26 protein-coding genes, 1 pseudogene and 1 riboswitch are annotated in these 25,320 nt (G+C 38.9%); of the genes and pseudogenes, 19 read left to right on the forward strand and 8 right to left on the reverse strand.

All coding sequences use genetic code 11. The features are described from left to right. Nucleotides 1–27: 27 nt before the first annotated feature. Nucleotides 28–1,017, reverse strand: coding sequence for an ABC transporter substrate-binding protein (locus ACDZ29_RS14735; protein WP_370013931.1), 990 nt, complete (start codon nucleotides 1,015–1,017; stop codon nucleotides 28–30). 379 nt (nucleotides 1,018–1,396) lie between these two features. Between ACDZ29_RS14735 and ACDZ29_RS14740 the strand changes: the two genes are divergently transcribed. Beyond that, nucleotides 1,397–2,167 (forward strand): ABC transporter ATP-binding protein, encoded by a 771-nt coding sequence (locus ACDZ29_RS14740; RefSeq protein WP_370016975.1) that lies wholly within the window; start codon nucleotides 1,397–1,399, stop codon nucleotides 2,165–2,167. Between the two features lie 23 nt (nucleotides 2,168–2,190). Next, the gene (locus ACDZ29_RS14745) at nucleotides 2,191–3,024 is read left to right on the forward strand and encodes an ABC transporter permease (protein WP_370013932.1); all 834 of its coding nucleotides are present in this window, start codon (nucleotides 2,191–2,193) and stop codon (nucleotides 3,022–3,024) included. Nucleotides 3,025–3,084: 60 nt separating this feature from the next. On the opposite strand, the gene ACDZ29_RS14750 is transcribed toward ACDZ29_RS14745, so the two are convergent. After that, nucleotides 3,085–4,311, reverse strand: a complete 1,227-nt coding sequence (locus tag ACDZ29_RS14750) for an ATP-binding protein (protein WP_375088029.1) — start codon at nucleotides 4,309–4,311, stop codon at nucleotides 3,085–3,087. A 443-nt stretch (nucleotides 4,312–4,754) separates the two neighbouring features. Between ACDZ29_RS14750 and ACDZ29_RS14755 the strand changes: the two genes are divergently transcribed. The 7 genes from ACDZ29_RS14755 to thiC all read left to right on the forward strand — a co-directional run bounded on the left by ACDZ29_RS14755 (nucleotide 4,755) and on the right by thiC (nucleotide 12,480). Further along, entirely contained in the window at nucleotides 4,755–5,003 is a 249-nt protein-coding gene (locus ACDZ29_RS14755) for a hypothetical protein (RefSeq protein WP_289323788.1), read from the forward strand. 562 nt (nucleotides 5,004–5,565) lie between these two features. Then, nucleotides 5,566–6,486 carry a glycerophosphodiester phosphodiesterase gene (locus ACDZ29_RS14760; RefSeq protein ID WP_370013934.1) on the forward strand — a complete coding sequence of 307 codons (921 nt, stop codon included), beginning with the start codon at nucleotides 5,566–5,568 and terminating at the stop codon, nucleotides 6,484–6,486. A gap of 175 nt (nucleotides 6,487–6,661) precedes the next feature. Further along, complete coding sequence (locus ACDZ29_RS14765; RefSeq protein ID WP_375088030.1) at nucleotides 6,662–7,801, forward strand: zinc-dependent alcohol dehydrogenase; 1,140 nt, start codon at nucleotides 6,662–6,664, stop codon at nucleotides 7,799–7,801. A gap of 183 nt (nucleotides 7,802–7,984) precedes the next feature. Next, nucleotides 7,985–8,437 carry a hypothetical protein gene (locus ACDZ29_RS14770; RefSeq protein WP_375088031.1) on the forward strand — a complete coding sequence of 151 codons (453 nt, stop codon included), beginning with the start codon at nucleotides 7,985–7,987 and terminating at the stop codon, nucleotides 8,435–8,437. 402 nt (nucleotides 8,438–8,839) lie between these two features. Further along, nucleotides 8,840–9,373, forward strand: coding sequence for a histidine phosphatase family protein (locus tag ACDZ29_RS14775; RefSeq protein WP_375088032.1), 534 nt, complete (start codon nucleotides 8,840–8,842; stop codon nucleotides 9,371–9,373). A 183-nt stretch (nucleotides 9,374–9,556) separates the two neighbouring features. Further along, nucleotides 9,557–10,339, forward strand: a complete 783-nt coding sequence (locus ACDZ29_RS14780) for an HAD family hydrolase (RefSeq protein ID WP_289323792.1) — start codon at nucleotides 9,557–9,559, stop codon at nucleotides 10,337–10,339. A 111-nt stretch (nucleotides 10,340–10,450) separates the two neighbouring features. Further along, nucleotides 10,451–10,565: riboswitch (TPP riboswitch) on the forward strand. A gap of 133 nt (nucleotides 10,566–10,698) precedes the next feature. Beyond that, complete coding sequence (thiC, locus tag ACDZ29_RS14785; protein WP_289327228.1) at nucleotides 10,699–12,480, forward strand: phosphomethylpyrimidine synthase ThiC; 1,782 nt, start codon at nucleotides 10,699–10,701, stop codon at nucleotides 12,478–12,480. A 284-nt stretch (nucleotides 12,481–12,764) separates the two neighbouring features. On the opposite strand, the pseudogene ACDZ29_RS14790 reads toward thiC, so the two are convergent. Continuing rightward, a pseudogene (locus ACDZ29_RS14790) lies at nucleotides 12,765–13,247 on the reverse strand (DUF3231 family protein). Nucleotides 13,248–13,368: 121 nt separating this feature from the next. After that, a complete protein-coding gene (locus tag ACDZ29_RS14795; protein ID WP_375088033.1) occupies nucleotides 13,369–13,512 on the reverse strand; it encodes a hypothetical protein in 144 nt (47 codons plus the stop codon). A 182-nt stretch (nucleotides 13,513–13,694) separates the two neighbouring features. Here ACDZ29_RS14795 and ACDZ29_RS14800 point away from each other — a divergent pair, with 182 nt between their 5' ends. Next, entirely contained in the window at nucleotides 13,695–14,330 is a 636-nt protein-coding gene (locus ACDZ29_RS14800) for a spore coat protein (RefSeq protein WP_375088034.1), read from the forward strand. A gap of 112 nt (nucleotides 14,331–14,442) precedes the next feature. On the opposite strand, the gene ACDZ29_RS14805 is transcribed toward ACDZ29_RS14800, so the two are convergent. From ACDZ29_RS14805 to ACDZ29_RS14815, 3 genes are all read right to left on the reverse strand, one after another. Then, nucleotides 14,443–14,808 (reverse strand): carboxymuconolactone decarboxylase family protein, encoded by a 366-nt coding sequence (locus tag ACDZ29_RS14805; RefSeq protein WP_375088035.1) that lies wholly within the window; start codon nucleotides 14,806–14,808, stop codon nucleotides 14,443–14,445. Nucleotides 14,809–14,921: 113 nt separating this feature from the next. Continuing rightward, nucleotides 14,922–15,704, reverse strand: coding sequence for a cytochrome c oxidase assembly protein (locus ACDZ29_RS14810; protein WP_375088036.1), 783 nt, complete (start codon nucleotides 15,702–15,704; stop codon nucleotides 14,922–14,924). Next, nucleotides 15,694–16,176 carry a DUF2243 domain-containing protein gene (locus ACDZ29_RS14815; RefSeq protein ID WP_289327229.1) on the reverse strand — a complete coding sequence of 161 codons (483 nt, stop codon included), beginning with the start codon at nucleotides 16,174–16,176 and terminating at the stop codon, nucleotides 15,694–15,696. Before ACDZ29_RS14815 ends, ACDZ29_RS14810 begins: the two co-directional genes overlap by 11 nt. 333 nt (nucleotides 16,177–16,509) lie before the next feature. Here ACDZ29_RS14815 and ACDZ29_RS14820 point away from each other — a divergent pair, with 333 nt between their 5' ends. The 7 genes from ACDZ29_RS14820 (at nucleotide 16,510) to ACDZ29_RS14850 (ending at nucleotide 22,217) form a co-directional block, all read left to right on the forward strand. Beyond that, nucleotides 16,510–17,355 (forward strand): manganese catalase family protein, encoded by an 846-nt coding sequence (locus tag ACDZ29_RS14820; RefSeq protein WP_375088037.1) that lies wholly within the window; start codon nucleotides 16,510–16,512, stop codon nucleotides 17,353–17,355. Nucleotides 17,356–17,573: 218 nt separating this feature from the next. After that, nucleotides 17,574–18,554 (forward strand): NAD(P)H-quinone oxidoreductase, encoded by a 981-nt coding sequence (locus ACDZ29_RS14825; protein ID WP_375088038.1) that lies wholly within the window; start codon nucleotides 17,574–17,576, stop codon nucleotides 18,552–18,554. A gap of 204 nt (nucleotides 18,555–18,758) precedes the next feature. Further along, nucleotides 18,759–19,526 carry an arylamine N-acetyltransferase gene (locus tag ACDZ29_RS14830; RefSeq protein WP_289323798.1) on the forward strand — a complete coding sequence of 256 codons (768 nt, stop codon included), beginning with the start codon at nucleotides 18,759–18,761 and terminating at the stop codon, nucleotides 19,524–19,526. Between the two features lie 162 nt (nucleotides 19,527–19,688). Next, entirely contained in the window at nucleotides 19,689–19,925 is a 237-nt protein-coding gene (locus ACDZ29_RS14835) for a hypothetical protein (RefSeq protein ID WP_289317858.1), read from the forward strand. A gap of 66 nt (nucleotides 19,926–19,991) precedes the next feature. Beyond that, entirely contained in the window at nucleotides 19,992–20,609 is a 618-nt protein-coding gene (locus tag ACDZ29_RS14840) for a hypothetical protein (RefSeq protein ID WP_370013944.1), read from the forward strand. 415 nt (nucleotides 20,610–21,024) lie between these two features. Then, nucleotides 21,025–21,597 (forward strand): YdhK family protein, encoded by a 573-nt coding sequence (locus ACDZ29_RS14845; protein WP_375088039.1) that lies wholly within the window; start codon nucleotides 21,025–21,027, stop codon nucleotides 21,595–21,597. Nucleotides 21,598–21,764: 167 nt separating this feature from the next. After that, the gene (locus tag ACDZ29_RS14850) at nucleotides 21,765–22,217 is read left to right on the forward strand and encodes a GNAT family N-acetyltransferase (RefSeq protein ID WP_375088040.1); all 453 of its coding nucleotides are present in this window, start codon (nucleotides 21,765–21,767) and stop codon (nucleotides 22,215–22,217) included. A 239-nt stretch (nucleotides 22,218–22,456) separates the two neighbouring features. On the opposite strand, the gene ACDZ29_RS14855 is transcribed toward ACDZ29_RS14850, so the two are convergent. Next, the gene (locus ACDZ29_RS14855) at nucleotides 22,457–23,293 is read right to left on the reverse strand and encodes an RMD1 family protein (protein WP_370013947.1); all 837 of its coding nucleotides are present in this window, start codon (nucleotides 23,291–23,293) and stop codon (nucleotides 22,457–22,459) included. Between the two features lie 475 nt (nucleotides 23,294–23,768). Between ACDZ29_RS14855 and ACDZ29_RS14860 the strand changes: the two genes are divergently transcribed. After that, complete coding sequence (locus ACDZ29_RS14860; protein ID WP_289317853.1) at nucleotides 23,769–24,953, forward strand: glycosyltransferase family 4 protein; 1,185 nt, start codon at nucleotides 23,769–23,771, stop codon at nucleotides 24,951–24,953. 20 nt (nucleotides 24,954–24,973) lie between these two features. Next, nucleotides 24,974–25,297 (forward strand): hypothetical protein, encoded by a 324-nt coding sequence (locus tag ACDZ29_RS14865; protein ID WP_370013949.1) that lies wholly within the window; start codon nucleotides 24,974–24,976, stop codon nucleotides 25,295–25,297. Nucleotides 25,298–25,320 lie beyond the last annotated feature (23 nt).

Below are 25,320 nucleotides of genomic sequence, written 5' to 3' on the forward strand. Positions count from 1 at the left end.
CGATCTCCTCCTGTATGATATATTTTTTTATTTTTTAAAGGCTTCATCAATGTATTCATTGTGGATCTGGTTTTTAAAATTAAACGATTTCTTGATATAACCCACATCGGCTAGAGTATCGATTGATTCTTGTTGTGCTTTGATGGCATCTTCGGTATAGAAGATATTGGGTTCTTCGGCCGTTATTATTGTTTTGACTGTTCCTACAGGCAATTTAGTTTCTTTAGAATAAATTTCAGATGCTTCATCCGGATTTTCAATTTGCCAGTCAGCAGCTTTTTTATAAACCTTTAAATATGCCTCTACAATTTCAGGATGCTCTTCGGCAAACCCCGTACGTGCAATGATTGCACCAGGAGCTAATATTTTTCCTTTTACTTTAAGTGCGATAGCATTCCCTTTTTCAATATTATTAAGGTAATAAGGGTTCCATATCGCCCAGGCGTCCAATTGTTTGGTTTCAAAAGCGGCTTGAGCATCATCCGGTTGTAAATTGATGAGTTTAATATCATCAGTCGTTAAACCATGTGCTTTCAATGCCTTGATTAAATAAACATGACCGGTTGTCCCCGAGGCAACACCGACCGTTTTTCCCTTTAAGTCTTCAATCTGCTTTATGTTACCTTCTGCTTGAGCCAGGATCCGGACAGATGACTCGCCTCGACCTGTTTGTGCAATCACTTCGAATGGCAGATTCTTATCAATGCCGGCGATCAGTGCACCATCCCCTAAAAAGGACAGGTCAACCCGATTGGAAGCAAGGGATTCCAAAAGCGGGGGACCACTCGGGAATTCACTCCACTCGATTTGGGCATCTAGTTTAGAAAACTCTTCGTTGAACAATCCCTTTTCCTTTGCAATGACCAATGGCCCCATCTTGCCATTTAAGGCAATATGCACTTTAAGTGGATCACTTTTCCCGGAAGCTTTGCCGGCATCGGAATTACAGCCTGTTAATACAGCGATGCTAATGATGGCAAGTAGTACTACGGTTAAATGGTTAAGATACTTTTTCATGAATTCCCTCCCTTTTTATTACACTTACCACCTCTGGATAGTCAGATTAATGACAAAAAAGAGATTCAACGAAGAGTATGCAAGGTTACTCTTCATTGAATCTCCGGTAGTCCAGTTGATTCACATGACCGTTATTGAATTGGCTCCTTTGTGAAGCGGAGTGGTGTATGAATGCATCTTAACAGCTGTTTGAATAATCTGTCAATTGTTATTTTTGATTAATCCGATAAAATAAATTGGTATTAGATGTTGATTATAAATAATCGATAAGTTAATATAAAATGAAATATTGAATCGACTAGTTAACTAGAGATTCAGCAAAGGGACCATAGGTGCCTTTTTGCTGGATCTCTATTTTTTTATTCGAGAAAGGGTGAGGATATTGGTAGCGACGTTGGAAATTAATCACGTAAGCAAAACATTTAAAAATGATAATGAAAGTGTCCATGTTTTGGATAAGTTAAATCTGACCGTCAACAATGGTGAGTTCGTTACCATCATTGGTCCGAGCGGATGCGGGAAAAGCACATTATTAAAGTTGATCGCAGGGCTTGATTTAGACTTTGAAGGCTCGATCATCGCAGGAGTTCATCCGGTTAGCGGCCCTTCTAAAGACCGAGGTTTCATTTTCCAGGAGCATCGCTTATTTCCATGGCTAAACGTGGAGAAGAATATTGCAGGTAACCTTCCATTAAAGAAACCGGACATTCGAAAAAGGGTGGATGATTTGATTTCCCTTGTTAAATTAAACGGATTTGAAAAGGCATATCCACGCCAATTATCAGGTGGGATGTCTCAGCGTGTTGCCATTGCCAGAGCCTTATTGCGTAACCCTGAAGTTTTATTGCTTGATGAGCCATTTGGTGCCTTGGATGCTTTCACTCGAACGCATCTTCAAGAGGCTTTACTTGAAATATGGGTGAGGAATAAGACAACGATGGTGCTTGTCACCCATGATATTGATGAATCCATCTTTTTATCGAGGAAGGTTGTCGTCATGGATGCAAAGCCAGGACGAATTAAAGCTATCGTTCCAATCGATTTACCATATCCAAGAACACGAACAAGCAAAGCATTTCAGGAATTCAGGTCCGTCATTTTAACCCAACTGGATCATCTTCCTGAGGAAAGGGAAGATTGGAGCATTTAAATAAATTTTTAAAAAAAGGAAGGATGAATAAAATGTCTACACAGACCGTTGTTCAAAACAAGCCGCTTGTCATGAGGGAAACGACAAAACAATCCAAGATTGCCAAGTCAGCATTGCGGGGTTCGGTCCTTCCCGTTGTCGTGTTGATTGCATGGCAATCATTAGGTTCAATAGGAATCCTGCCTGCCCAATTATTCTCATCACCTTTATTGATCGTCACAACTTTCATTGATCTCGTTCAGTCAGGGGAAATGGCCATGCATTTACAAATTAGTTTAACGCGGGCTCTTCTTGGTTTTGCATTGGGTGGTTTTTTAGGCTTAATGATGGGTGTCATCGTGGGCATGCAAAAAAAATCCGAAGAATATCTAAATCCAAGCATTCAAATGTTACGAACAGTTCCTTTACTTGCGATTACCCCTTTATTCATTATGTGGTTCGGATTTGGTGAACTATCAAAAGTGCTGCTTATTGCATTAGGTGCTTTTTTTCCACTATATTTACAAACATTTTTGGGCCTTCGGAATGTGGATAAAAAACTATACGATGTTGCCCGAATCTTAGAGTTCAGCCGTCTGGAACAAATAACGAAGCTCATGATTCCGGCAGCTTTACCAAATATATTACTTGGTATCCGTTTAGCCTTAAGTGCTGCTTGGATGTGCTTGGTCGTCGCTGAATTGCTGGGCGCCGATAGAGGGGTGGGCTTCATGATCCAGGATGCCCGTTCATTCATGCAAACGGACGTCGTATTCGTAGGCATCATCCTTTTTGCCCTCGCTGGTAAAATCTCCGACTCGTTTGTCCGCTTTTTAGAAAACCATTTGCTGAAATGGCAAGATAGTTTTAAAGCCTAATTGAAAAGGATGACCGCCCGTTGATGGAAGGTCATCCTTTTTCTTGTTTGAAAGGTGTTTTTATACTATTTCTTTAAATAAGGGCAAATAAATGGTGAAAGATGTTCCCTTGTTCAATTCGCTTTGCACCACGATTTTCCCTTTGTATTTTTGAACGATGGAATAACAAACGGTCAGGCCGATACCAGTTCCCTTATCCTTAAGCGAATAAAATGGAGTGCCGAGTATTGCAAGCTGGTCTTTGGAAAGACCTATTCCTGTATCCGTTATTCGTATTTTTGCCATAGTGCGTTCCTGCTCTGTTTCCACCTTGATGAATCCAGGATTGTTCATTGACTCAATTCCATTTTTCATGATATTGACCAGTATCTGCTTAAGCTCGATGGGATTCATATTAATATGTAGGTTGTCACGGAAATCCAGGATAAAGCCTATGTTGCGATTATTGGCGAAACTGGTTAATAGATCGGAAATCTTTTGGATTTCATAATTTAAAGGAATGACCTGTATATTATCCGTTTGCGGTTTTGCCAAAGACAAATAGTCATTGATAATCACTTGTGTATATTCAAGTTCTGTAAGCATGGTCTGTACATAAAATTTTTCCGTTTCATTCAGTTCCTTCTCTTGATCTAATAACTGGGCAAACCCTTTTACGACTGTAATGGGATTCCGTATCTCATGTGCAATGGTGGCAGCGAGCTGTCCGACTGAGTTCAATTGCTTGGCCTGCTGAATTTCCTTATGGAATGCATTAGTGGATTCCATCCTATTATTGGTTCCAATGAATACGAATACCAATATGATTTGTATAGCGATGAAATTAAGCGTATTGCCGAAACTATCCAAAGCGACATATTCATAAGTGTATTGAAGGTCCGTTTGCGAAATGGTCAAGATGGAAGCAGGACCTAATATGATATTTAAAGTGGAGACAATATAAAATCCAATTTTATCAAAGAGAAAAATGGGAATCAAGGGTGCTATAGCAAATAAAGCCAGCATAATTGCAGTGTCTGGAAATATCCAGAATTTGCCATACAAATAAACAGTAATTAAGAAAATGAATAGGGTTTTATAGAAATTGACTTCTGTTTTTAAGAAAAATAACAGAGAAATTATCATCCCCGATATTAAAATGACCTGTAATGTCATCTCGTAAGGATTATCTTTCCAACTTATAGGTGATACAGAAATCCCCACCAATAGTAAAAAAGATATCATTGCCATGAATGCCTTCAGGATAAATCGGTGTTTGTTTTGATAATATTGATAATTTTTTAACATAATTCCCCTTAATATTAATATTCTGTTTGCTTAATAGTAATATGATACTAGTTTTTTGTAAATCAGAAAAAGATAGATTTTGTCATCGATAGTCTCTCTTTCTATTTCTAAAAAGGGCTGTTCTCTACGAATGGTTCAGTTGGAATTTGAGAAAGTCCTTTCAAAAAGTCTTCACCCTGGTTAGGCTAGGGCTCTCAGCTTCATATTTGCTTTTAAAGGTGTTTTGTTTTTTTCTATATGAATTAAACTTAAGGACAACTATAAAAGCGTATAGAAGTGGATTCTAAAGGCCGTCAAATGTACCAGTAATACCAACTCTGCCCAGGCCCTCTTCGTATGTCAACATTGACACACATGATCTCATATCTGGAATTTGTAAGCTATAGATTTAGTTTATTATGGATTTGGAAAACTATTAAATTGTAGAGAAAGGATGATGGATTATGAAACTAGCCAAGTTTATGTTCATTTTAACTGCACTTGTACTGATCATTAGTTCTATTGGTCCAAGTTCTGCGAAATCTAAGTCGACTCATGACATAAATAAAGAAATTACAGATGTAACATCACTTGAAAATGCAGAAGAAACTTCCTTCGATAATCTTGAGGATGTTAAAATTACAAAAAAAACTGAAAAATTGGCATCTGAAATTGAATTGGATAATTATTATTATCTAATGAATTCGATTTAGAATAAGTCGCTAATAATCAATCCTTCCGAAATGACTAGTGAAGAAAAAGCAGAAAAAACTATGATTCTGAATCCAATTCTTTTTTTGAGGATTCTGCTTCAATATCCTAAACTCAAAATTGATAGCTTTGGCGTTCAAACAGCGAAGTAAGGAGTTTAGTAATGAAGAGAATATGGAAATATTTAGTAATAGTTATATGGGTTACTGTTTTTTCTACTATTTCAATATCTACATGCCAAGAAACTTTTTATATTTTCTTATTGGATTACCAGTATCCATGTTTAGCACATTTTTTATTTATAACTTTTTCAGTAAAAGAGGCTTTTAGTGGGTTCCTACTCCGACTCTCTTCACGGGACTTTCTTGTATCAACTAGAGTGAAGAAAATGCATGATGGGGAGACGAATGCTTTTTGGTTAGGTACAACAAACTAAATGAATGCCCTGGTTAGATAGGTTATTTTACCCAATTAAACCAATTTATTATTTCTTTACACTATATTTGCTATAGATTCACATTCCCCTTCTAAAATGATGGTAACAATAGGAGGGAGAGAGGGAAAATGAAAACGAATATAAAGAAATTCGGTTTATGTATGATGAGTGCGGCCTTTATATTGCAGGCTACTTCTATGGGGGCTTCAGCAGCAAATGAAAATCATTCGAATTCATCTATTTATGAGAAGAAAATCGTGAATGTCGCACATCGCGGAGCTTCCGGTTATGCACCTGAACATACCATTCCCGCTTATCAATTGGGAGAACAAATGGAAGGCGACTACATAGAAATCGATCTTCAGATGACCAAGGATGGAAGATTGATAGCGATGCATGATGAAAAGGTTGATCGTACAACGAATGGTACAGGTCTGGTGAAGGATTTAACTCTGGCAGAAGTCAAAAAACTGGATGCCGGTACATGGTTCAATGAAAAATATCCGCAATTGGCAAAAAAGAAATATGAAGGGTTAACGGTACCCACTCTTGAAGAAGTCTTTAAGAAATTCGGCAGGCAGGCCAATTACTACATTGAAACAAAGTCCCCTGATGTATATCCAGGAATGGAAGAAGAACTTCTGAAGGTTTTGAAAGATTATAAAATGGTAGATTCAAAGGGCCGTACCAAAAATGTACTTATACAATCGTTCAGTCAAGAAAGCCTTTTGAAGGTTCATGACATGAATCCAAAGTTACCGCTTGTGCAACTTTTTTCTTATAAGAACCAAGCAACCATTTCTGATGAAGAATTGGAATCGATTAAGGAATATGCCATTGGAGTTGGCCCGAACTTCAGTAAGGTTGACGGACAATATGTGAAGATGGTTCGAGACCATGGCCTTCAATTCCATCCATATACAGTAAATGAAAGAGCGGACATGAAAAAGGCTCTGGAATGGGGTGCAACGGGGCTGTTTACGAATTATCCCGATGTATTTAACGAGGTACTAAGAGAGTATAAGCACAATAACAATGGGAATTTATAAGTTTACTAAATAGGTGTTTCATAGGTGAGTCCCGGTTTTCCGGGGCTTTTTTTGTATGATCCGGATTCAACTTAAGAAGGTTATTTATTTCTTGGGAAAATCAGGTGTTGCTAGGCTTAGTAGTCTTTTTTGGCGGGTATATCAATTGTATTAAGAATATTTTAGGAGGTTGATTATGAAGGCTGTAACTTTCCAAGGTGCAAAAGATATTCAGGTAAAACAAGTTGAAGATCCGAAACTTCAGCAAAAGGATGATATCATCGTCCGAGTGACTTCAACGGCGATTTGCGGGTCCGATCTCCATATATATCAGGGCGCTTTGCCTACGCATAAAGATTATGTCATTGGTCATGAACCGATGGGAATCGTTGAAGAAGTGGGTCCGGAAGTATCGAAAGTGAAAAAAGGGGACAGGGTTGTCCTGCCTTTCAACATTTCTTGTGGACATTGTTATTATTGTGAACATGATATGGAGAGTCAATGTGACAATTCCAACCCCAATGAAGCGGTGGATACTGGAGGATACTTTGGTTTTACGGAACGATATGGGAACTATCCAGGAGGACAGGCGGAATATTTAAGGGTCCCTTATGGGAACTTCATGCCGTTTGTCATCCCAGAGTCATGTGAACTTGAAGATGAGGCGCTTCTGTTCATGTCCGATGTGCTGCCAACCGCTTATTGGAGTGTAGAGAACGCAGGCGTCAAGAAAGATGATACGGTAGCGGTACTGGGCTGTGGGCCAATTGGCTTGATGGCCCAGAAGTTCGCTTGGATGAAGGGCGCAAAAAGGGTCATTACCATCGACAATCTTCCTTATCGGCTCAATAAGGCAAAACAGATGAATCAGGTTGAAGCGTATAACTTCGATGAGTATAACGATATGGGCGGCTATATTAAGGAAATCACTTCAGGCGGGGCGGATGTCATCATTGATTGTGTGGGAATGGATGGCAAGAAATCGACGATTGAGGCGATTGAGCAAAAGTTGAAACTTCAGGGTGGAACGTTAAGTGCGATCGAAATTGCCATTAACTCCGTGCGTAAATTCGGCACGATCCAACTGACTGGCGTATATGGGTCCAAATATAATATGTTCCCGTTAGGCAATTTATTTGAAAGGAACATTAATATAAAAATGGGACAAGCACCGGTCATACACTATATGCCAAAGCTTTTTGATAAAATCACAGCTGGAGATTTCGACCCGACGGAAATCATATCACATAGAGTTCCTCTCGAAAAAGCGAGTGAAGCATATCAAATCTTTAATGATCACGAAGATGAATGTATTAAAGTGGTGCTAAAGCCATAATAAGAAGTTGGCGAAATCCAATGCATGGAGCTGCATTGGATTTCTTTGTTAGGTTCGTATAGGAAAAAGAAGCGTTGGCATTCAAAATGAACTCCGATGCCAAGTGATCTTGAATAAGGGTTTTTGGTAAGGAAATGAAGGATTTATATTATATAATGATAGTGACAAAAGGAGGATGTTCAGATGGTATATAATTCGGCAGCGGAACTTTTTGAAGGGTTTGGGTATCCGCCCGTTTACGTTAAAATGACAATAGAGATCATAGATAAGAGATTGGGACCTGTAAAGGCGGAAGCAGAGATTGCCATCAAGCCTGTTAAGTCAAAGGAATATCTAGAAGTATTGGTGGAAGAACTTGAATCGGAGCATATCTTTGCTGAAGAAAATGGCAGTATCTATGGCAGCTTCGGCATCGATCAAAGCATCCAGATTTATGATGAAGTCCTGACTACCATACCATTCGATGAGTTAATCGGAAATGAAAATTGGAAAGAGACAGTGGAGGAATCCATCACTGTGGATAAGCTAAAGGAACAATTGGGAAAATCCCTCAATGATTATCAATTCAGTGATTTAAGCGGGAAATATAAATTCAGGAAGAGATGTACGATAACAGAACTTCAATTCATAGGGTAACGACATATGGAGAAGGCAAAATGCTTTCTCTTTTTTTGATAATTTCAGATAGAGTCTGGCCATGAAATTTTTCCCTTTAATAATTGCTACTACTCCTGTAACATCTTCCATGAACTCGTAAGGGAAAGTCGTTTCTTTTATTTTTACGTTTGTTGGTTAAAGTGAAGAAAGGGTATTAAAAAAGCATAGGGATAAACGCTTGGTTATAGCATGTGACGGGACCACTGCTGCAGGACCATTTTCAGCAGTGACCCAATCTGTAAGATTGTTAAAAACACATACTCGCAAGTGCAATTCAGTAAGATTTTTAATGGTTTTCATATACCTGTTTTTGTATAATTTTACATAACTATTGAAAAGCCAAAAAGAAACTTATATTTAAAAAGATAAAAAGGAGAATATATGAAAATTGGTTTGGTACGGCATTTTAAGGTGGCACATGAATTTCCTACTGGGAAATCTGTGACGGCGGATGATATGAAGCAATGGTTTGAGGACTATGATGCAGCGGATATTATTTATGGAACGACTTTATTTGGCGTGGAGGAATGGCAGGAATGTTATTGCAGTGATATGTCGAGAGCTGTCAAGACAGCGGAACATATCTATCCAGGTAAGGTTCATCGAATGGAGGAGCTGCGGGAAATACCTTCTCCCCCTCTTAAAGGAAAAGTGAAGCTGCCGTTCATCCTTTGGGCCATCTGGATTCGATGCTGCTCGATGTTCAACAGGGAGACAAGGGCGGAAATTAAGATCGCTGAACAAAGGATCAATAAAGTATTGGATGAAATCTTTACAAAGGGGGATAGGGATGTTCTGATCGTGAGTCATGCCGCCCTCATGATATATATGAGGAAAGAGCTGATCCGACGGGGGTTCACCGGTCCAAAATTCAAGATTGCAAGTAATGGAAAGCTGTATGTATTCGAAAGATGATAAGTGAAGAAATATAGGGTTTTCCATCAGAAAAGGTAAGTATGATGTTCATCGTACATTTTGCTGATTTTAAGAAAGATGCAGGGATTTTCTGAATAATTATTCTTTTTCCATTGGTTGTGGTTTATTATTGTAATAGTGTAATTTTTACGAATTCAATAATAGGGAAAGAGGGTGGACATTTTGGTGAAGGCAGTTTTTTTTGATTTAGATGATACATTATTATGGGATCAGAAAAGTGTAAAAGAGGCTTTTGTGGCTACATGCGAAGTGGCTAAGGAGAAATATGATTTGAATGTCGACGAGTTTGAAGAAGCTGTGCGGAAGGAAGCGCGTGAGCTTTATTCTTCTTACGATACATATGCTTTTACTCAAATGATCGGTATCAACCCATTTGAGGGGCTATGGGGAAATTTTCAGGATGATCATGATGAATTCCGGAAGATGGCCGGGATTGCACCGGCTTATCGGAAAGAAGCGTGGACGAGAGGCTTGAAGGCATTAGGGATCGATGACCCGGAATTTGGGCTTGAACTGGCAGAACGTTTCCCTGCCGAGAGACGCAAAAAGCCATTTATCTATGAAGAATCATTCCGTGTGTTAGATGAATTAAAAGGGAAGTACAAATTGCTATTGCTTACGAACGGGTCTCCTGAACTGCAAAACACCAAACTTGAAATTACGCCTGAACTAGTTCCTTATTTCGACCAAATCGTCATTTCTGGTGCGTTTGGAAGAGGTAAACCGGATGCCTCCATTTTTGAGCATGCTTTGGAAATCATGGAGCTTGATAAGGATGAAGTATTGATGGTCGGCGATAATTTAATGACGGATATCCTTGGAGCGTCACGGGTAGGCATAAAGTCGGTTTGGATAAATCGCCATGATAAGGAACGGAATGAAGTGCTTCCAACCTATGAAATCAAGCATTTAGAGGAGCTTTTCCCAATCCTTGAGAGCCTGTAAAATTACTCTTCAAGTAACGAATTTTGGAGAGGTTGAAATAAAATATTAGGTCTTTTAAATTATTTACAGAGTGAAAAGGGTGATATATAGTTACCCTGTAATCAATTAAATTATTTAGACTAGGGGTGTCCAATAAAAGTTGGGCTGAGAGAGAAGCGCTTAAGCTTCTTAACCCTCAGGACCTGATCTGGTTCATACCAGCGTGGGGAAGTTAGAATCTACTAAACAATGACCATTTCAATTGGTCATTTCTGTAGTCATACTAACGTTAGCCGGGTCTTAAATATGAGACCTGGCTTTTTCGTGCGAAATGGATTGGATTTTGTCCTTTTTAAATGAACTTAAAAAGGAGAAATGAAATCATGAGTAATTCAGTAAATGACATGAACGTTTCAATTATGTCCAGTTTTGCTGGGAGTAAAAAAGTGTATGTTGAGGGATCTAGACCTGATATTAAAGTACCTATGCGTGAAATTAAGCTAAGTCCGACTACAGGGGCATTCGGCGAAGAGGAGAATCCGCCTTTACGAGTTTATGACACAAGCGGTTTCTATACGGATTCAGAATATCCCATTGATATTCATAAAGGTCTTGCCCCGATTAGACGCAACTGGGTCCTGGAACGGGAAGACGTTGAAGAGTATGAAGGACGTGAAATAAAACCAGAAGATAATGGGTATAGAAAAGTGGATTCACAATCCAAAGTAGAAATTTTTCCGGGATTGAAAAGAAAACCATTGCGTGCGATGGAAGGGCAAAACGTAACCCAGCTCCATTATGCCCGTAAAGGTATCATTACCCCAGAAATGGAATTCATTTCGATCAGGGAAAATGTTGCCCCTGAGTTTGTAAGAGAAGAGGTAGCTAGCGGACGGGCGATCATTCCGGCAAATATTAACCACCCTGAAAGTGAGCCCATGATCATCGGACGAAAATTTCATGTGAAAATAAATGCGAATATCGGAAACTCAGCTGTTAGTTCATCGATCGAAGATGAAGTGGAGAAAATGACTTGGGCTACACGATGGGGAGCCGACAATATAATGGATCTTTCCACCGGAAAGAATATTCACACGACCCGGGAATGGATTATCAGGAATTCGCCTGTGCCAGTTGGAACTGTTCCGATATATCAAGCATTGGAAAAAGTGAATGGAGTCGCGGAAGATTTAAATTGGGAAGTTTTTAGGGATACATTAATCGAGCAGGCCGAGCAAGGTGTCGATTACTTCACCATACACGCTGGTGTCCTTTTGCGATATATCCCTTTAACAGCAAAGCGAGTTACGGGAATTGTTTCCCGAGGGGGCTCCATCATGGCACAATGGTGCTTGGCCCACCACCAAGAAAGCTTTCTCTATACTCACTTTGAAGAGATTTGTGAAATCATGAAGGCATATGATGTCTCTTTCTCATTAGGCGACGGCCTCCGTCCTGGATCCATTGCAGATGCAAACGATGAGGCTCAATTTGCTGAATTGGAAACATTGGGGGAACTGACGAAGATTGCATGGAAGCACGATGTTCAAGTCATGGTTGAGGGACCCGGTCACGTACCTATGCATTTGATTAAAGAAAATATGGATAAGCAGCTGGAAGTGTGTCAAGAAGCACCATTCTATACCCTAGGACCATTAACAACGGATATAGCACCTGGGTACGATCATATTACTTCTGCAATTGGTGCTGCCATGATTGGATGGTTTGGAACTGCCATGCTTTGTTATGTGACACCGAAAGAGCATTTGGGACTTCCGAATAAAGAGGATGTTCGAGTAGGGGTCATTACCTATAAAATTGCAGCCCACGCAGCTGACCTTGCAAAAGGCCATCCGCATGCACAAAAACGGGATGATGCCCTTTCTAAGGCTAGATTCGAATTTCGTTGGAGAGATCAGTTCAATCTTTCTCTCGACCCTGAAAGGGCGGTTGAATATCACGATGAAACTCTACCGGCTGAAGGTGCCAAAACAGCCCATTTCTGTTCAATGTGCGGACCTAAATTCTGTAGTATGAGAATCTCACAGGACATCCGTGATTTGGCGAAAGAAAAGGGTCTGGGTTTTGAGTCGGTAATCGATGAAGGGCTTAAAGAAAAAGCCAATGAATTTAGGAAAACGGACGGAAAAATCTATCAATGATTCGGACGAGAGGGAGAATTCGATGAATCGGGTAATCCAGATAAAAGTTGAAATGAAACAGTTGGAAACTCAATTGGAACAGCTGAAAAGAGAGCTGAACATTTTTCGGGAGAATTGTAATCATGAATTTATAAAAAATGATTATAGTCAAGAATGCACAAAGTGCCACTTAATCGAAAGTCTGCAATGGTAGTGATTCATTAATCTTCCTTTCATACGGAAATCAATCCCTTAATCATGTTGGAGGTTCAGCCAACATGATTAAGGGATATTTCATCAATGTTTTACAAACTTGTTTTATTAATATGAAGAGGAGGAGGGACCAGCCATCCTTTTTCCTTATTTAATCTTAGGAAATCAGCACTCAATGCCGCTTTTTTTGTATGGAATTGTGCAAACATTCCCGCAATATCTTCGCGGATGCATTGACCCATGATCTGGCTGCAAGCAACTAATCCTGCACTAATATCAATGGATACTGAAGCGGAGATTTCAGGATCTTGAAGTCTTGCCCCCACGGGAATATCCTCTAAATTAGCTTTAGGCCTTTCAGGTGGTGATGGAGGCAGTCCTACGTTATTTTCTTTTAATGATAATTCAATGGTCATTTTCCTGTTTACCTTGATTGATCACTTCTACAAGGAATTTATGTAGGGTCCTTATCAGTCCTTATCACCAGAATGATTAAGCATGGTTTGATGACATGCAATCAACCCTTTTGTTGTTGCTTGAAATGCCCATGTTCCAAATACGTAACCATAATGCATAGGCTATTCTTTCGGATTTACGCTTAAAATTCCCATAATCATTATATATTTGTACTGTGTGAAACGAATTTAAGTTGCCCTATACTTAATCATTTTTGAGATTATTTGAGGGCTTTTTATACTAACCTTTTATTCCTTGCAGCCATTCTTGATAACATTCATCACAGAGCATTTCATTTCTATCCGTGTCAGTAACTTGAAACGTTACAACATGGATTTTTTTTTCTTCTGTGTCGTCAGCACAATAGAAGCATTTATGTGTCATTAGAAATCCTCCCATACATATTAAAGGTGTTTATAGTGTAAAACGTCTCGGTTTTTTTATACAGACAACATGATGGAGGTAGCTTAATTGGACTTCATGGAAGAGTTTAGGTTGAATAATCCTGTTGGGGTTTAACATACTAAACTTGTTCGCATGATTGATAAAACGAGGAGGGAAATACAATGCAAAATCAAAATCAATATCAACAAGGTCAAGTACACCAGAACATGCAAACGGGTGCTATTCCTCCACAAATGAATCACGGAGGTCATGAAGTATTCGATGTACATGAAGTGTTATCGGGAACGATTGGTACATTAAACACATATATGCTTTTGCGTCAGCATGTACAGGATCAGGAATTGCTGGATATTTTGGATCGTCAATATCAGTTCATCCAAGATGAATATAATATTACATTGGAGTGCTTCCAAACGGGCCAGGATCCTTCTAAACCGACCCAGAGCTACAAAATGAATCAAGGTAACGATTTTATATATGGATTGACTCCAACACAGCCAAAGAAACCTTTGCAATCCGTCTCGGAAATTACGGATGAATGCATTTCAGGTATGATGCTTGGAGCTGTTAAGTCTGCAGCATCCTTGAAAGCGATGGCTGCTCTTGAAATAACGAATCCGGTGGTTCGCCGCGTATTTGCAGATTCCGTTCCGAACTGCATTGAAATGGCATACGAGATTTCGTTATATCAAAACAAACATCATTACTACCAAGTTCCACAGCTTGCACAGCAGGATATGCAACAGATGATGAATTCATATGCACCCGCACAAAGAAATAACAACATAAGTCATTAAAAGCTATGTGACAGTTATTTTTGCAATGAGGAACTGAAAACGGCTATATAACTGGATTTCTTAGTCAAGAACATAAAGAAGGGGTAGGACTAAATGTCCTATCCCTTCTTTATTACTGTTTCATCTGATTGATTTCCTGGATGCAATCCTGGACAAGAGTTACTGCCTGACTCATGGTAGCTCCTCCGCCAAATGCTGCGGTCACTCCAATGGCTTCTAGAATTTCTTGTTCCGCACACCCTTGATCAAGACATCCTTTTGTATGATAGATAATACAGTATTCATCTTGTGAATATAAGCTTATCCCTAGTGCGATAAGCTGTTTTTCTTTCTTGGATAATTGACCTTCTTTGAAGCACTCTTCCGTAAAGGCATTGAATTTCTCAGCGAGGTCTGGCATTTTATGCGTAAAGGCACCGATTCCAGCTTTATAATCACGAAGAGCATTTTCAGTAGAATTGTTAGCTTCAAATTCCATTTTCCATTCAGCTCCATCCTAAATTTTTTTCATCAAAAATTAGTATGAGCTAAATGTTGAACGATTAAACAGAAACACAGGAGTTTACTGAAGTAATCATTTAACCGTTCCTGTTACAAGGCAAGTGATTCCTTAGGACGGGTGGCTTTGAACCATTGATAGAAAAGGATGCAGATAAGTGCAAGGTCAATGGCATCACCGGCATAGTACATTATCATGCCTCCACTTTCCGCTTGTTCCTTAGTGACTCCGCTTGGCGGATGGGCATAAATATATTTAGAAAGGATATCATGGCCTGCCAGTGAAATGGCAAATACGATAGCTCGAAACATGAAGCTGAACCGATGGGGTGACGTGTCCATATAAATCATCGAGGCAGTGAATAGATAACCCGCAATGAACACGTGAAAATGAACCAATGCATGCAGAAGGACATTCTGTTGCATCACCCCATATAACCCAGTCGTATATAGTATCCAAAGCCCCCCAATATTAAGTGCGGAGGCAAGGATTGGATTACTTAATATGCGCAACGGCCAACTTTTCAACACCTTTGAAAGACGTCTTGCAGATGGCACATCCAGTGTTCGAAGTGCAAGAGAAATGGGAGCAGCAAGCACCAGTAGGATGGGTGCAATCATTCCAAGCAGTAAATGACCGACCATATGTGCCGTGAAGTCCATATGAGCGCGATTGGCTATTGGACCAATGATTGCAAAAGCGGCACAGATGATGCCAAGAATCCAAAAGAACGTACGGTATAAGGGCCATTTTTTATAGCGGCGGTTCGAAACTACGCCAGCTGCGATATACATCACACTAACAAGCGCGAATAGAATCCATAAAATCGGCTCAATGCCAGCTCCATTTTCATGAATATGTCCATTACTGTGCACTTCTGCCGTCTTCTTTCATTATAATTAAGCTGCGCCTTGTTCGAATGATGAGGGTAATGCCGATCAAGATCATGACAGTGGCAGCAATGTTCCAAATCAAGTCGTATGGGAGAATATCGACATTGTAACGAATCTGATGGAGTCGCATGAGCTTGTGCTGGATGATCCCGTCGTATAACTGAAATGAACCTGCCCCGAGTAAAACTCCTCCTATCCACCTTTTCAGCCATAATCCCTTTCGACGACGAAGGTCAGCGTACATGAATAAAGAACCGACCGTCGCGAACCAGCTTAGGGCATGAAATAAACCATCCGAGACTAGCCCGATATTGGATGTGGACTTGTCATAGAAGTGGTGCCAATGTAATAGTTGATGAAAGATGGCCTCATCGATGAATGCGACCAGTCCGATTCCGAATAGAAAACCGGACCATAGATTACGAGCGGAATAAGTATAACGTATTTCCGAAATGGATTGATCTTTTTGATTTCTGGGCTTGAAATCCAATTTTCATCCTCCTTTTGGGTTTCTTTGATATGGATTTTTTTTCTATATATGGTTCTCCTTACTTTACCCTGTATTGTAAAGTTATAGACAGTTAAATGGACCTTTTATAACACTTATTTATTGAGTTTCATAGCCCTATGATAATTCTTGCTTTACGTTTAGTGGCCATTATTAACTGTCTGTAAATTTTTTCTAATTATTGTTCATTATAACGGAATTCATGTTTCAAGGATGGACAAGCGGGTAAAAAAAACCGTAGATCAAAAAAATAAACCTATAATAGAAGGAGGAGTTAATATGTTTCGTCATCAAAAAGAATTGCAATTTGAAGTGAAGGTAGATCGACCAGATCCAATGCTTGCCCGTCAAATCCAGGAAGTGTTAGGTGGACAGTTTGGGGAAATGACTGTCATGATGCAATATCTTTTTCAAGGTTTCAACTGCCGTGGAGAAGAAAAATACAAAGATATGCTGATGGATATTGGTACAGAGGAAATTGGACATGTAGAAATGCTTTGTTCGCTCATTAGTCAATTGCTTGATGGCGCTTCTCCGGAAGATCAGGCAGAAGCCGCAAAAGACCCTGATACAGCAGCGATCATGGGTGGGATCAACCCCCAGCATTTGCTCGTGAGCGGACTTGGCGGACTGCCAACCAACTCGAATGGGGTGCCTTGGAACGGATCTTATATTGTAGCGAGCGGAAATTTACTAGCGGACATGCGGTCGAATCTGCATGCTGAAAGTCAAGGACGCCTTCAAGTTGCCCGTTTATATCATATGACAAAAGATGAAGGGGTTCGTGCTACGTTCCGTAAAATGTTAGCCCGTGACCGTTACCACCAATATCAATGGATGGCAGCAATTGCGGAACTTGAAGAGAAAAATGGCGTGGTCGTTCCTGCGTCATTTCCACCGGAAGCGGAAATGGAATCTCAACCTGAAGCGTACGAATTCTGGAACTTGTCGGAAGGTAATGAATCAGGAGACGGCCTGTGGGCAACAGGAAGCGCCCCAGATGGAACAGGAGATTTTGTTTATGTAGCAGAACCAGTTGCAAAAGGGCAGATTCCTAACCCTAAGGTTCCGGCAGCAGAGTTACATCATGACCTCGATAGAAATCAAGCACTTAATAAAAGGTAAAGGTAAAGAGATAGTACTCTTAAAGAAAAGCTCGATGGACCCAAAAGGGACATCGGCTTTTTTTATTCGACTAGGTTTCCCGCATTTATCATATCCTTCTATATAATCAAAACCTAATTATTTGCTTATGGATATTTATTGGAGTAGCATAGTTTCCATCTTCAAGACAAACCATTTTAAAGGGCGGTCACTAATAAAATTTGTAAGGAGTGGGACAAATGAAAGCAGTAGTGGTTAAAGAACCGGGTGGTGCTGAACAATTACTATTTAAGGATTTTTCAAAGCCCATGCTGGGAAAAGGGGAAATTTTAATTAAGGTGAAAGCCTCTGCAATAAATAGAACGGATATTGTTTCACGAGAAGGAAAATCCGGTTATATGGCCAATCCAATATTAGGGATTGAAGTTTCTGGGGAAGTGGTGGAAACAGGGGAAGGTGCGAATATAGAATTAGGGACAAGGGTGATGGGCCTTGTAAATGGCGGCGGTTATGCTGAATATGCCGTGATGCCAGCTGATAGAGCGATGAAGATACCGGATAACCTGTCATTTGAAGAAGCAGCAGCGATTCCTGAAGTTTTCTTGACTGCGTATCAAACCTTATTTTGGTTAGGTGAATTGACAGATCATGATACGGTATTGATTCATGCTGGCGGAAGCGGTGTAGGCACTGCAGCCATCCAACTGGCAAAAAAATTGACAAAAGCGAAAATCATCACTACAGCCGGCTCAAAGGGAAAATTGGATTTCTGTCACTCTCTAGGAGCGGATATCTGTATCAACTATAAAGAACAATCTTTCGATGAGGAAGTACTGAAAGCTACAAATAATCAAGGAGTGGATGTCATTCTGGATTTCATCGGTGCTTCTTACTGGGAGAAAAACCTTAAAAGCATAAAGACTGATGGAAGATGGGTACTGATAGGCATTCTAGGAGGAACTGTAGTCGAGAAGGTGAACTTGATGGAACTTCTATTAAAAAGAGTTCAATTAAAAGGCACTCTATTAACTCCTCGGAGTGATGAATATAAAAAAGAGTTAACGGAAGAATTTGTTGCAAAGTCGATGCCGTTATTCCTCCAAAATGAAATCAGGGCAATCGTGGATCGTGTCTTTCCTTTTGAAGAAGTACAAAGGGCGCATGAACATATGGAAGCCAATAAGAACTTAGGTAAAATCATCTTACAGGTAAATGAATGATTAAAGAAAGCTTCTTTGGTGCATAAATGGAAGAAGTTGCCCAGAAATACTACATTATTGGGCGACCTCTTTTTATGAGGAAGGAGTAATGTCGATTTTTGTTAATGGCGATTGATTGATGAATGAAATATGGGCAAAGTATAATGAATATAAATAGAGGTTTAGATACTCTTCATCGGTAATGGACTTAAGGGGGGAATCGTGATGAATGAACTGAATGCATTATTCAGGAAAAGAATAGGGTTCCAGGAAGATGTGAAACTGACTTTTGATAAATTAGATGAAATTCTTGAAAAGACAGCGCAAACCATTCCTTTTGAAAACTTTTCAATCATGGCATCCCATCTGAGTGATATCAACAAAGAGAATATCAAGAAAAAAGTCCTCGTGAGGAATGAGGGGGGATTATGCTATGAATTGAATACAGCCCTTTACTTTTTCCTAATGGAAAATGACTTTGATGTATTCGTGGTTCGGGGCGTCATCTATAAAGAGGGGTGGATGACCATAGGAAGGACCCATGTCACCATTCTTTTGAACCATGAGGGCCAAACCTATTTAGTCGATACGGGATTTGGTGGGAATCTGCCATTAAAACCAGTTCCGTTAAATGGAAAAACGGTCGTTTCACCAAATGGTGAATTCAGGATAAAAAAAGAAAGTACCGACCATGGAGATCATATCCTAGAATTAAAGTTGAAACATAAAGATCCCGATTGGAAAATAGGGTATGCATTCGATTCGTCAAAACCCGTAGGAAATGTAGCGGAACTTAATGAGATCCAAACGATCATCAGGGAAAATCCCCAATCGCCATTTAATAAGCATCCATTAATCACCCGTCTGACAAACAGCGGGAACATCACTTTAACTGATACATCCTTTACACAGTGGGACGATGGGAAAATGACGAAAGAAGAAATAGATGGCACACGATTTAAAGAGTTATTGAAAAAACACTTTGATAGATAAGTGAATAGGTCTGAATATCAAAGGCGTGCTGGATAGTCCATTTATAAGTAGTATGTTCACTTTCATGGGACCTCATTGATTTATGAGACGATCTAATTTTTTTGAAAGCAGGACAATTGTCATTCCTTGTCGAATTAAGTAGTTGAAAAGAGGCTGATGAAAATGAGTAATGCAAAATATAAATTTTATTATGTGAATGGTGAGACAGAAGAGTTAGAGACGAATGAACAATATTCTGATGAAGCGAATAGTATCCTGAAATTGCAATTAATCCAAAATGCGACGTGGCTGCAAGCCGGTGGCAAACATATCAATTTGGCTAATGTAATTAGTATTGAATATACAGGAGAAAAAAGTAATCTTAAACCGGATTCAATCAAGTTCAGACCTAATAAGTAAAAACATCCATTATGGATGTTTTTTCCCATTTATCAATAGAATCGAATTAAGAGGGGTGAAAAGAATATGGAGAGGAAGAATCGGTTGGTTTTTACCAGATCGAATGCTGGTACTAAACGAAAATTCGATGAAGCAATCACCATTTTGGAATATAGCTTAATGCTTGTCGAATTTTTTGAATTAGAAGAATTCAATAATATAATTGCCGGCCAGTTAAAGCTGATTCTATGTGAAACGAAAAATACGCGTATAAAGCGGGAAAAGGTCACCATTGATCATTCCTTAATAAAGAAAATCAATCCTAATCCGAAATTGTATCCCATTAAAGACTCAATTCAATTGAGCAATGTTGATATTCCCGAAGTCATTTTCGATTACACTAAGCAGAGGATCGAGTTAAAGCTTTGGAGAAATCAAATTATCTATAAAACCAATATCGAAGGAAAAATCCATGAAATTAAAATCATTGATTTTATTAAGGAAACAGCTAATAAGATTGGTGGGGCGCAAGCAGAATCAAGTCTTCCTAATAAATCCATTATTGCAGATGCACATACCAAAATCATGTTAAGAGGTATAGCGAAAGGATTATTCAAATCCATCGGCAGGGATTATAACGAACATACTTCCATGAACCTTTCACATATCATCCAAAAAATAGAACAATCAAAAGCCACGGAATAGGTGCTTATAAAATGGTGGCTGTCATTTTGGCAAGTAGACAAAGAAAAAGAAGGACTTTTGGCTAAGTCCTTCTTGCTTGATTTTCAATTAATCCCCGACAGACCTCTTTCAATAAACCTTCTCTTTTTCTCCGCTAGAACTACAATCGGGGATATGGCATTCACTTTTATTACTTGTTATTAAATGATTGGCTTAACTAAAAGAAGACGATTTTTTCTATCTGCGGCAGAAAAGTTCGTCAACTTTACATACCTTTAATTATCTTATAGGACATTAGGTGGAAAGCTGTCAGGTACATTCATAATAAGGGCAGGATTTTGCATTATAAGCTCCATTCTTTGATCATTCAGTGTACTCCACAATTTCTGCATATTTGATTGGTAAGATGGATGTAAATCTTAAAGGAGGTTTTTCCATGTTGAAAAAAAGAACAAAAATGCCAATCATTTTATCATTATTGGTAGCCCTGTTTTTAGCCCTCGGCGCATGTTCCAACAGTGATGTTCGAAACAATGAAAATAAAGAAGAAAAGGAACATAGTGGAATGGACATGGACCATTCTAGTTCAGGAGAAGTTCCTAAAGGATTAAAAACTGCAGAAAATCCAACCTATCAAGTTGGAAGCCAAGCGATTATCGAGTCAGGTCATATGGAAAGTATGAAGGGGACGAAAGCAACTATAGTGGGTGCCTATGATACGACTGTCTATGCTATTTCGTATACGCCTGCAACTGGCGGAGAAAAAGTGGAAAATCATAAATGGATCATTCACGAAGAAATCAAAGATGCGGGTGAGAAAACGTATGAACCCGGAGCGGAGGTTACTGTAAATGCCTCTCATATGGAAGGGATGAACGGGGCAGCCGCTGAAATTGAATCTGCTGAAAAAACGACTGTTTACATGGTCGATTTCACTCCGACTACGGGAGGAGAAAAAGTGAAGAACCATAAATGGGTTACGGAAAGTGAATTATCAGAGTCTGAATGATTTAGCATCATGATTGGCAAATCGGAAGAAGAAAAAAGGAATGGCAAACAAGCCATTCCTTTTTTGTTGTATTGGATTGTAAAACTTCAGTATCTGTTAATATGGATTTATCAGAAATATAAAAATGGGGTGCGGGTATGGTGATTGGATTAACTATTAGACCTTTTATGGAGAATGACTATGAGGCGCTGAGCAACTATTGTTTACCTATAGAACAAGCAATCTATACTTCTTTACCTTTGAAAGTTATCGAAGACTTCAGGAAAGATAACTATAACCTTCCCATGGTCATATATTTAAATGAGGATTTGATTGGTTGTTTTGCCTTATATACGGATAAAGCGGGAAATCAATATACAAGTAATGAGAAAGCCATTCTTCTAAAATCATTCTCCTTGGATTCACGCCATCAGAAAAAGGGGCTAGCTTTTAAGGCCTTAAAAGTGTTGCCTGAAATGATCAAACTAAGCCATCCTGATAAAGATGAGATTATTCTAACGGTGCATCATTCAAATATTCCAGCGATAAATTTATATAAAAAAGCTGGATTCGTTGATAAGGGATACAGATTTAACGGGGAAGACGGGAAGGAATTAATTTTCCACCTTACACTGGATTAAGGGAACTTTAGGTAACTACCGGAATGCTAAGGAAACGGGAATCTCCCATGGTACCTTGACCCGATATTAATGGAATTTAACTTAACGTCCTTAAACAGTCAGCTTAAAAATGAAAGAGTGGTTAAACGCAAAATAAGCATCTTAACGATGCTTATTTTTGGGGGGATATTCCAACCGAACCTATCATGCAGGGGAATTTTCTTAATAATTCATGATATGGATAGGGTATAATTCAGAATTCATGGTATCCATCCTACAATTTCTAAAATCGTCAGGACAATCTCAAAGACAATGAGAATCACAATGATCCATTCAACGAAGAGGCCCCTGATCGAATGGCTGATGTTAGAAAATCCATCCATAATGTTATATAAAATTTCCGTTTTACTTTTCAAGATTTTATACCGATCATTCAATTCAAAAAAATCCAGCATGCTGTCATAAAATTCGCCGGCAATGCTGCTTGTCCATGTAATATCAGGTTTATCCAGAATCATTATATACGCTAGGGTATTATACTCGTGACGTACGATTTTTGCGGTCGTCCTCGCTAGTTCCTTGTTGCCGATTCTCAGCTTGCCCTTTTCTAGTCGGTCTATCATGGCTTCGAGCTTGTCGTGGATTTTCCCGAGTTGCTCCTCAGTTTTTTCGAGTGCCACCGATTTTGCGAGAACAGTGGAAATTAATTCAGGGTAGAAAAATTCATATTTAGGCACAACTACATATTCGTCTGTCAACTTGATGTTTTCAGTTTCACTGAAGTGAAGGCTATAATCGTCTGTGTATCTATCTACATTTACGAGATCAATGTCTGGCTCGAAAGAACGGATATAGGCAGCAAATTCCTTTATCTCATCCACGTGTGAGTAATTAATGAAGACAATGCTGCCAAAGGAAAAAACCAGTACCTGTTGAGAATCGTTTACATTCTTATTAAGGATGGAATTTAGAATATCGCCTTTAAGGATTAAAGGCTCTTCCCAGGTGAATTTTTTAGGAATGCCGCAATGAATGGCGATTTTGTTTAAATCAATTTCATTAGTGATTGCAAATGCTTTAAAGGTAATTGGTTTCATTTATATCACTCTCTTCAGCAAATTGGTCTTGTTTCGATTTTATTCTTTTCTTACAAAAACATGCTTGAAGAATTCTTGAAGGTAGAAAAAAGTTTACTGACAGATCAAGTTGATAAAGATAGTGATACTGATGATTTGATAACTAATCAAAAAATATAAAAGTGTATAAGTAAGAGGGCGATGCCGGTAAATGGATCGTCCTTCTTTATTTTGCTTGTTTATATGCCCTTCCTTCATGCCAATACTGATCCTTTCAGTTATGTCATTACTGAACCTTTACAAAATTATATAAAGTTCATGAAAACTTTACTTTTATTTACAGAATTCTCATATTGATGTCAATATTCAGTAATACATGTTTGTTATAATCGATTGACAGTTTTAAAAGTGATTGGAAAGGGTCTTCTAAAAATCCTTCATTTACAGATAAGTAGCAGGCTGATTGAAGATGACTGAATAGTAGGAGTGAACAAAAATGGAGGAATCTATAAATCTATATGAGCTTACATTTAGTGAAAAAGATAGATATGTAATCATTACGAATGCTTATCCACATGAAGATCAGTTATATCGGAATGGGTTCATCCACCGAAGAGTAAAGGCGTATCTGGATGAGGGTTTGAAGGTTGATGTCTTTGTTTTGCATCCTGCCTATAAAAAAGCAGAAAAGTATACGTATGAAGATGTGCCTGTTTATCGAGGAACTGAACAGCATCTACGCATTTTCTTAAATCATAAAGTACATAAAAAAGCGCTCATTCATTTTGTTAATCCAAAAATGGTGCAAGCGATTAAAGAAACAAATACCGATTTACCGATTATCACCTGGATACATGGATTTGAAACGGAGGCATGGCATAGAAGATGGTTTAATTTTCTTGAAAGCCCTGAAAGCTTACGGAAGATACTTGAAATGTCGGACGACTATTATGAAGCACAGCTTTCTTTTATGAATTGGTTTTATCAAACGAATGAATTAGATACAACTTTTGTCCATATTTCCAAATGGTTCAAAGAACATATCGCGGAATGTGATGCGAGAGCAGAATCAAAAAATTCAGTGATCATTCCTAATGTAATCGATGACAACCTGTTTACCTTTATTGAGAAGCCAGTTGAGATGCGGACAAAAGTACTTTCAATCAGGCCGTACGCTTCACGAAAATACGCCAATGATTTATCGGTGAAAGCAGTGCTGGAACTATCGAAGAGACCGTATTTCGATAAATTGGAATTTGCATTTCATGGTGATGGAAAATTGTTCGATCAAACAGTTGAGCCAATCCGGAATTTTGAGAATGTTACGATTCATAAAGGTTTCCTCTCTCAGGAGCAAATAGCTTCATTACATAAGGAGTATGGAATTTTCCTTTGCCCGACCCGTTTGGATTCTCAAGGCGTTTCTATGTGTGAGGCAATGTCCAGTGGGCTAGTGCCGATTTCAACAGATATCACGGCCATCCCGGAATTCGTTAAACACGACGTTTCGGGTCTTCTTACAAAACCTGAGTCTCCTATCGAAATTGCCGATGCAATAGAGCGCTTATATTACAACTCGGACGTATTCTTGAGAGTGTCAAAACAAGCATCGCAGTCGATTCGGGATAAATGCGCCGTAGATGTTGTCATTAAAAGAGAATTGGAGATTATCCAAGGTTAATAGAGGGGGGGTTTTTCAATATGGACGAACGAAACGAATATTGGAAAACTATGTATGAGGAACTTGAATTACAAATGAAAGACATGATGTCCATGACATTGGAGCTCATAGAGGGCAATAGCACTGAAAAACAAAACATTATCGAGAAGGTTACAAAAGAAAATAATATATTGCGAGAAGAATTAGAAAAAAGTAAGGTAGCCCAACAAGAAAATATTAAGCTAAACAAAGAGATACGAAGACTTAAGTTATTGGAACACAAATTCAATGTTACATATGTTGGGAAATTCACGTTGAAATATCTTGCACTTAAATCATCAATTAAGGAACAAATAAAGAAATAAAAATTCATATAAGATTTCAGTCA

The organism is Peribacillus sp. RS7, assembly GCF_041956845.1.
Lineage (GTDB): Bacteria > Bacillota > Bacilli > Bacillales > DSM-1321 > Peribacillus.